General features: G+C 46.4%; 9 protein-coding genes and 1 tRNA gene. 7 read left to right on the forward strand and 3 right to left on the reverse strand.

Translation table 11 applies throughout. The features are described from left to right. Together K8R76_05865 and K8R76_05870 are read right to left on the reverse strand one after the other, a co-directional pair. Positions 1–654: hypothetical protein (locus tag K8R76_05865; protein ID MCD4847698.1), on the reverse strand; the 654-nt coding region annotated here is incomplete at its 3' end. A 156-nt stretch (positions 655–810) separates the two neighbouring features. Further along, positions 811–899 (reverse strand) — tRNA-Leu (locus tag K8R76_05870). Between the two features lie 99 nt (positions 900–998). On the opposite strand from K8R76_05870, the gene smpB reads away from it, so the two are divergent. The 6 genes from smpB to rdgB are packed head-to-tail and all read left to right on the forward strand — an operon-like array spanning position 999 to position 5358. Continuing rightward, complete coding sequence (gene smpB / locus K8R76_05875) at positions 999–1469, forward strand: SsrA-binding protein SmpB (GenBank protein MCD4847699.1); 471 nt, start codon at positions 999–1001, stop codon at positions 1467–1469. Then, on the forward strand, positions 1462–2604 hold the full coding sequence (locus K8R76_05880) for an N-acetylmuramoyl-L-alanine amidase (GenBank protein ID MCD4847700.1): 1143 nt from the start codon (positions 1462–1464) through the stop codon (positions 2602–2604). The genes smpB and K8R76_05880 overlap by 8 nt, the downstream gene beginning before the upstream one ends. Before the next feature lie 13 nt (positions 2605–2617). Beyond that, positions 2618–3229 (forward strand): hypothetical protein, encoded by a 612-nt coding sequence (locus K8R76_05885; GenBank protein MCD4847701.1) that lies wholly within the window; start codon positions 2618–2620, stop codon positions 3227–3229. Then, a complete protein-coding gene (gene murI, locus K8R76_05890; protein MCD4847702.1) occupies positions 3226–4026 on the forward strand; it encodes a glutamate racemase in 801 nt (266 codons plus the stop codon). The genes K8R76_05885 and murI overlap by 4 nt, the downstream gene beginning before the upstream one ends. A gap of 28 nt (positions 4027–4054) precedes the next feature. After that, positions 4055–4771, forward strand: a complete 717-nt coding sequence (rph, locus tag K8R76_05895) for a ribonuclease PH (GenBank protein ID MCD4847703.1) — start codon at positions 4055–4057, stop codon at positions 4769–4771. Then, positions 4768–5358, forward strand: coding sequence for an RdgB/HAM1 family non-canonical purine NTP pyrophosphatase (rdgB, locus tag K8R76_05900; GenBank protein ID MCD4847704.1), 591 nt, complete (start codon positions 4768–4770; stop codon positions 5356–5358). Before rph ends, rdgB begins: the two co-directional genes overlap by 4 nt. A 9-nt stretch (positions 5359–5367) precedes the next feature. Here the strand turns inward: rdgB and fusA are convergent, their stop codons facing one another. Then, the gene (fusA, locus tag K8R76_05905; GenBank protein ID MCD4847705.1) at positions 5368–7455 is read right to left on the reverse strand and encodes an elongation factor G; all 2088 of its coding nucleotides are present in this window, start codon (positions 7453–7455) and stop codon (positions 5368–5370) included. Positions 7456–7564: 109 nt separating this feature from the next. On the opposite strand from fusA, the gene K8R76_05910 reads away from it, so the two are divergent. Beyond that, on the forward strand, positions 7565–8295 hold a 731-nt coding region (locus K8R76_05910; GenBank protein MCD4847706.1), incomplete at its 3' end, for a GNAT family N-acetyltransferase.

Genomic DNA, 8295 nt, shown 5'->3' on the forward strand with positions numbered 1-8295 from the left:
ATGATCAGAATAATTATCGCTGATATTATTGTTGATAACCATTGCTGTATCACCCCAGATATAAAATCCACCACCATACTGAGCTTCATTGTTCGTAATTGTGCAGTCAATAATACATGGAGGGTCATTCTCATCAGAGCTTCCTATGAAGAGCCCGCCACCATATACCCATGTATTATTATTGTAGACAGTACAGTCTGTCATGAACATGGATGAATTCTCTAAGTATACTCCTGCTCCGGTTTTAGCAAGGCAGTCCTTGATGATATTATTCCGAATTGTCGGAGAAGAGTTTGTGATGTAAAGTCCACCGCCATAATCAACAACTTCTTGTTTTCCCGACGTTGTTCCATCGGAGATCTGGTTCCTTAATGTAAAGCCCTCAAGTACAGCGGTGCTGTCCTCACCTCCTGTGAACATCACGCAGTGGAAGTCCATGAAGGTTCGAATGAGAGTGTTTTCGGGACCAGATGTACTCATCACAACAATGTTCTTCCCCTGGAAGCCTATGGGTCCTCCATATTCACCGGGGGACACAAGCACTGTATCACCGTCCTGTGAAGCACTGATAGCGCTCTGAATGGAAGGGTATTCAGAGGGAACAAGAAGGGTATCCGCAGAAAGTAAGCCGCAAAAGACAATCAGAAGTAACACTGAATTCTTCATGATCAGTATACACTCCGTTCATATACTGAATGTAACTATTTACATTACGAATAACAATGTTGTATTCTTGTTATAAATAATGGTATAGAGGCGATATGCAGGTAATTGATAAAGGGACACCCGATGAAGCGGATGCCCCTTTTCTGGTGCCGAAGGGGGGACTTGAACCCCCACGAGGAAAAATCCTCACCAGGTCCTGAACCTGGCGCGTCTGCCAATTCCGCCACTTCGGCTTTGATGCTCGGCGATACTAGGAATAATCCTGAAGAAAGTCAATGTTCACTAACACGGTTGCATCCTGTATTATATTTCACTGTTGAAAGGAGAATCAGATGAGCGAAAAGAGTAAAGTCATGGCAAGAAACAGAAAAGCCAGACATGAGTATTCAATTCTCAGTACTCTGGAAGTTGGTCTGGTTCTTGTTGGATCAGAGATAAAATCCATACGTGCGGGGAAGGTCAGCCTCAGTGGAGCGTATGCCTCTTTTGATGATAACTTCGAATTGTGGGTTCATCACATGCATATTGCTGAGTATCCCGAAGCAAGAGATAATCATGAACCGTACCGCAGACGCAAATTACTGGCTCATGCATCTCAGTTGAGGAAAATCAGGAGAATGGTTCAGGAAAAAGGTTATACACTGATTCCACTCGATGTTCATCTTTCAGATGGAAAAGCCAAAATCGAGCTTGGTTTCTGTCGAGGGAAAAAACAGTACGACAAGCGCGCTGAGCTGGCTAAAAAAGATGCGGATCTGAATCTAAGGAGAGCAATCAAGCGGGAGTCGAGAGGGTATGAGTAGCATTCAGCTTCTATTTGCTGCGGCAGTTCTTACCGGAGCAGTTGAAACAAGAATAATACCAAGGTTTGACGGTATGCTGATGGAGCTCACTTCCAGTGAACCCATTGCCGACAGTGTTAATGTTACCGGCTATTCAGTGAGTGTAAGACCGGGAGACAAAGTTTTTCTTCCTGAAGCATATCTTCCATTCTGGGTGCTTGGCTGGGAGCTTGATACGGACTCATGCGGTTTTTCCGTTGAACTCACTGATGCTGTGGATTCACTTGAGTACTCACTTTCGGAGGACAGCCTGACAATGCTGCTTTTCTTCAGGGCAGCCGAACCTCTTCTGTTTCCAGAGCTGACCTGGAACGGTCCTCCAGATGAACCGGATTATGGGTTGTTCGACCCGCAGTATTCTGATTCCAGTACTATCGCCGCACTTGAACTGGGGCAGCAATCACCGTGGTTGAATGATTTTGACTGTGTTGTAATCGATCCCGGACATGGTGGAAGAGATCCGGGAGCAGTTGGTCCGGACGGCACTTATGAAAAAGACAGAACTCTTGAAATAGCTCTGCTTGTACGTGACATTCTGAATATCCACAGACCGGAACTGGACGTTATTGTTACCAGAAACACGGATTGCTATATGTCGCTGGGCGCGAGAACCCGGCTGGCCAACGAAAGAAGAGCAGACCTATTTATCTCAATTCATTGCAACGCATGCACAAGGGCATCGGCAAACGGTTTCGAGACATTCTTTTTATCCCGCGCAAGGACTGATGACAGCAGAGCTGTAGAGATGCTTGAAAACAGTGTGGTGGAATACGATGATACCAATGATCATGTTTTCGATGATCCTCTTTCTTTTCTTCTCGCGGATATTGCACAGAACATATACCTGGAAAGGAGCAGTTCCCTGGCAGTGGCAATTCAAGAGAGTTTGCAGGATAAGTTTCCGTCCAACACTAACCGCGGCGTAAAACAGGCTGGTTTCTATGTTCTCAGGGGTGCTCTCATGCCTTCTGTACTGGTGGAAGTTGCGTTTATTTCAAATCCGCAGGAGGAACGGACACTGAAAACACTGGACTTCCGTCTTGCCGCGGCGGAGGCTATTGTAGATGCTGTCCTGAATTTTGCAGAGGAACAGTAATGAAGGGATGCATATGTTCAGATTGAATAGTCCAGACAGAAGATTCATTCTGATTCGCCTTGGGATTCTTGCAGGTGCAATTATACTGCTCTCCGTTATACTGGCTTTCGGAATGAAGATGATAAACAAATCGATCGGAACACAGCAGGTTGATATCGACGAAGTTCAAGATGAAGAATATTCAATCATTCCCGACAGTCTCTGGGATGATGGGGATAGATTCACATTACCTGAGATAGAAGAGCTTCCCGAAGGACCTGAAGCATCCTGGCCACTGACACCGTGTTCTATTTATGTAACGGAATCGTCGGAAGTTGTGATTGATTCCCTGCCTACTGCTCCTATTCCGGCTTACAAACCACTTGAAGCTCAGTTTCTGATAAGAAGGTGGGCTGAAGAATCCGGAATGGAAGGCGAGATTGTCGATCAGGTTTATGTCTTCACGAAACTCGATACAATCTATGTTGATCTGCCGTCTGAAGCTGATCTCAACGGCTTGAAACTTACAATTGAAAGCAGATTCATCTGTTTTACACGTCTTTTTCCACTTATGGCAGGTAACATACTTTCAGCATATCCGGAGGGTATGCCTCTCCGGGGAGTAAAAGGAGTATTCAGACAGTGAATTCCGGGAAAATTGGAGTTTTCGACTCGGGAGTTGGCGGGCTTACAGTAGTAAGGGCGATAAACGACCTTCTTCCTGATGAATCAGTAGTCTACTTCGGAGATACGGCTCGAGTACCTTACGGATCGAAATCCCCCGAAACCGTAATCCGCTTCTCGCTTGAAGCTGCGAAGTTTCTTCTCGGGAAGGATGTAAAGCTCCTGGTTGCTGCCTGCAATACTGCTTCTTCAGTCAGTCTCCCGGCATTGAGTGAATTCGCCGATGTTCCTGTTATAGGAGTCATTGAACCCGGAGCAAGAGCGGCATCAGAGGTAACTAGATCGGGAGTTGTAGGGGTAATTGGAACTCTGGGCACTATTTCAAGCGGTGCTTACCAGAAAGCGCTGAAATCTTTCGATTCAGTAAGGAGAGTAATAGCCCAGCCAACTCCGCTGCTTGTATCTCTGGTCGAAGAGGGCTGGCTTGACCACAGGATAACAGGGCTGGTCCTTGAGGAATACACCGGACCTTTAATTCATGAAGGAATTGATACTCTGGTTCTCGGCTGCACTCATTACCCGCTGCTGAAGAAAGCGCTTTCAAGTATTCTTGGAGATGATATTACTCTGGTTGACTCGGCCGAATCCACAGCTGCTTCGGTTGGTAAGATCCTGGATGACGGAGAGTTGAGATCAAACACTGATCCAGGAGACAATTATTTCTACGTGAGCGATATACCGTTGAAATTTCAGGAGATAGCACAGCGATTTCTTGGAAGAACAATACCTCTGGTTACCCAGGTTGAAGTTGGGGATTAACAGATAGGGAACAGACGATAGGAATTTAATGCGAATAGATGGACGAGAAGATAGCGAACTGAGAGAGATCGAAATTGAAACAGGCTACCAGCCTTCTCCCGAAGGCAGTGCTCTCATCAAATGGGGAGAAACAATGGTCCTTTGCTCGGCTTCGGTTGAATACAGAGTTCCCTTTTTTCTGACCGGTAAGGGCACCGGATGGATAACAGCTGAGTATGGAATGCTGCCTGGAAGCGGTAATCGCAGGATTAGAAGAGACCGCGGATCAGTTGTACAGGGAAGAACCCAGGAGATTCAGCGGCTGATAGGCCGAAGTCTTCGTCAGTCAGTTGATCTTGCGCGGCTTGGTGAGCGAACAATAACTGTTGACTGTGATGTTCTTGTGGCTGATGGAGGCACGAGAGTAGCATCCATAGTTGGTGGAGCGGTGGCTCTTCGTCTTGCTATCAAACGCCAGATTGTAGAGCGCAAGATGAAGGATGATCCCTTCCAAGGATTTGTGAGCGCTCTTAGTCTGGGTTTTATTGATGACCGCGTTCTTCTTGATCTGTGTTACGAAGAGGATTCAGCCGCTATCATGGACATGAATGTGGTTGTTGCAGAAACCGGAGAACTGGTCGAGCTGCAGGCATCGGCTGAGGGTGGTACGGTTCCGATGGAGACTGTTAAAAGTATGACTGAGAAAGCGGTGAATGCCATAATGGAATTTGTAGTACCGCTGCAGAGGGAAGCGACTTCTGAGTGAAAAAGCTTGTACTGGCTTCTGGAAATCACGATAAACTCCGTGAACTGAGATCTCTTCTTGAGGACCTGCCGTTTGAAGTAGTATCCATACTGGAGATTTTGCCGAACTGGTCGGTTGAGGAAACCGGAACAACTCTTGAAGAGAACGCACTGCTTAAGGCGAGAGATGTCGCAGAGAGAACTGGAGAAGCATCCATTGCGGATGACACCGGATTGTTCGTGGATGTGCTTGGAGGAGCCCCTGGAATATACGCTGCCCGGTTCTGCGGTTCTGAGTGCACCTACGAAGACAATGTTCAGAAACTTCTTCGGACAATGCTGTGCGAAATAAACAGGAAGGCATCATTCAGAACCGCTGCTGCATTTGTTTCTCCATCAGGTGAGGAACTGTGTGAGATTGGTGAAGTGCAGGGCGTAATCATGGAAGAAGCAGATGGAGACGGAGGATTTGGATACGATCCGGTTTTCCTTCCGGATGAGTTGGACAGTACATTTGCACAGTGTTCTCCAGAGGAAAAACACCGCATCAGCCATCGCGCCCGCGCATTGAAGCGATTAATAGAAAAAATGGAATTAAGAATTAAATAAAATCCTGAATCATTGAACCTTACGTGCTTTCAATTCCTTGAGCACTTCTTCCGCAATAGAGAAAGGAACAGCTTCGTAATGTTCAAAATGCATCGTGAATGATGCTCTGCCCTGGCTCATGTTTCTAAGATCGGTAGCATAGCCAAACATGTTGGACAGAGGTATCAGAGCTTTGATAACTTGAGCGTTTCCCTGTATATCCAGAGCTTTTATGTTTCCACGCTTTTCATAAACACTTCCCGTAACACTTCCCGAATACTCTTCCGGTGTTGTTATGACTACACTCATTATAGGTTCCAGCAGGTGTGGACTGCCTTTCATGAATGCTTTTTTGAATGCAGAGGATGCACATCTTCTGAAAGCCATTTCCGATGAATCAACTGCATGGAAAGTACCGTCTCGAAGAGTGACTCTGACATCCACAACAGGGAAATCCGCCAGAACACCTTTCTTCATGGCGTCAACGATTCCCTTTTCTACAGCTGGAATGAATTCGCGGGGAATACTGCCTCCGGTGATTTTATTCCTGAAATCGAATCCATGTCCGGCAGGCATGGGTTTGAGCGTCATTATTACATGAGCGTACTGTCCTTTTCCACCGCTCTGCTTTACTAGTTTCTCGTTGATGTCAACTGATGAAGTGATGGTTTCTCTGTATGCGACCCTTGGGGGAGAAGTATTAACATTAACATCGAATTCCCGTTTCAGGCGGTCCAGAAGAATCTCGAGATGAAGCTCTCCCATGCCCGAAATAACTGTTTCTGAGGTCTCCGAGTCAGTTGATACAGTAAAGGTCGGATCTTCCTCCGCAAGCTTCACCAGAGCCCTGGAAAGCCTGTCTCTGTCGCTTAAACGCTCAAGCATGACAGCTGCACTGAGGACAGGAGCTGGAAATTCAATTGCTTCGAGAATGATCGGATTATCCTTGCAGCAGATGGTATCTCCGGTTGATGAATCCGGAAGGCCTATCACAGCACCGATTTCTCCGGTATAGAGAGCATCTACGGATTCTCTTTTGTTGGCGTGCATCCTGAGGATTCTTCCAACTCGCTGAGTCTTTTTTATGGATGAATTGTAGACATAGGAGCCTGATTCAAGTGTTCCGGAATAGACTCTAAGGTAAATAAGTTTTCCTACATGACGGTCTGTCACGACTTTGAAAGCAAGGGCTGCAAGTCTTCCCTCATCCATGGGTGTTCTTTCAATGGGAGAGCCGTCAATGCAGTGACCGCTGACAGGAGGGAGATCAAGAGGACTCGGAAGATATGCGATAACAGCGTCCAGAAGCCTCTGAATACCCATATTTCTGTAAGCACTCCCGCCAAGTACAGGGCAGATGATGTGGGAGTGAGTTGCTTTTCTGATGGCCAGGCTGAGCTCCTCAGATGTGATGGAACCCCCCTGGCAGTATTTTTCAAAAAGAGGTTCGTCAACCTCACTGATTTTCTCAATAAGATTTTGTCTCCATTTTTCTGCTTCCGCGATCATGTCCTCCGGAATCGGTTCCTCATGCCAGGTCATTCCAAGGTCGGATTTGTCGTAATACACTGCGCAGTTATCAACCAGATCCACTATCCCCCTGAATTTGTCCTCTGATCCAATTGGAATTACAACTGGAACAGCATTCGCTCCAAGCTGTTTCTGAATCGATTCAACTACTCCGAAGAAATCCGCTCCCAGCCTGTCCATCTTGTTTACGAAGGCTATCCTTGGCACGGAATATTTATCAGCCTGTCTCCAGACAGTTTCAGACTGAGGTTCGACTCCGCCAACCGCACAGAAAAGCGCGATAACACCGTCGAGAACTCTCAGACTTCTTTCAACTTCAACGGTAAAGTCCACATGTCCGGGTGTGTCGATAAGGTTTACCATGTGGTCACGCCACTCAGTTGCAGTTGCAGCACTGGTAATTGTTATACCCCGCTCCTGCTCCTGTTCCATCCAGTCCATTACCGCTCCGCCGTCATGTACTTCCCCCATGCGGTGCAGTTTGCCTGTATAGTAGAGGATTCTTTCGGAAACAGTTGTTTTTCCGGCATCAATATGAGCCATGATTCCAATATTGCGAACTTTCGCAATTGAGTATTTTCTTGACATTTGTTTCTATCCGTTCCATCATCTGCTGTGCAGTATTTATTGTTTTGAATAAGCTCAGAAGGCTGTAATATAACGAAAAGGATTGAAATCCTAATTCTGAGGAGATATTTTGTCTGAATTAATCATCAGACCGGTATGCTTCAGCGATATGAATGATATCGCTTCCATATCCAGAACTACGTGGGAGGGAGATGATTACCTTGAGAGACTTGCACCATCGTGGATGGAGGATGACGGTTTTTATATAGGGCTGCTTGATGAGAGAGGCATTGGAACTTTTCGAATAACTCTGATGCCTGATCGTGTCCTCTGGTTTGAAGGTCTCCGCGTTCATGTTGATTACAGGGGAAAAGGCTATGGAAGGCTGCTGGCGGATGCCGCTCTTGAAATAGCGAAGGAGAAAATCAGAACCGGAGAGGCAAGGTGTGTGGAGTTCTCCACATATTTCCTTAATTCCGAGAGCATCATAATATCGGAATCACAGGGGTTCACAAGAGTAAACGGCTTCATGCTTTTGACAAAAGAAAACCCGGAAAAAAGCATCTCCGTGAAAACAATCGATGTTTCATGGAAGGATTTCGCAATATGTCCAGGGCATATTCCGTGCGGGTGGAAATTTCCAGTAACATGTCGTGAAAGCATGGAATGGGTGCGCAACCGTGCAGAGATCTACAATCTCGGCGATGTATCCTTCATGATGAAGAACACCTCCGGTGAATTCACGCCTCTCAAAGGATCATCCGATAATCCGGAGCGTTTCCTTGCAGGTGCGGAAACAGTTGCTTCAAGACTTGGTAAGAGCGATTTGCAGATATTCGTTCATGAATCGTATGGTTCGAT

Source organism: Candidatus Aegiribacteria sp., from assembly GCA_021108435.1.
Classification (GTDB): Bacteria; Fermentibacterota; Fermentibacteria; order Fermentibacterales; family JCC-6; genus Aegiribacteria.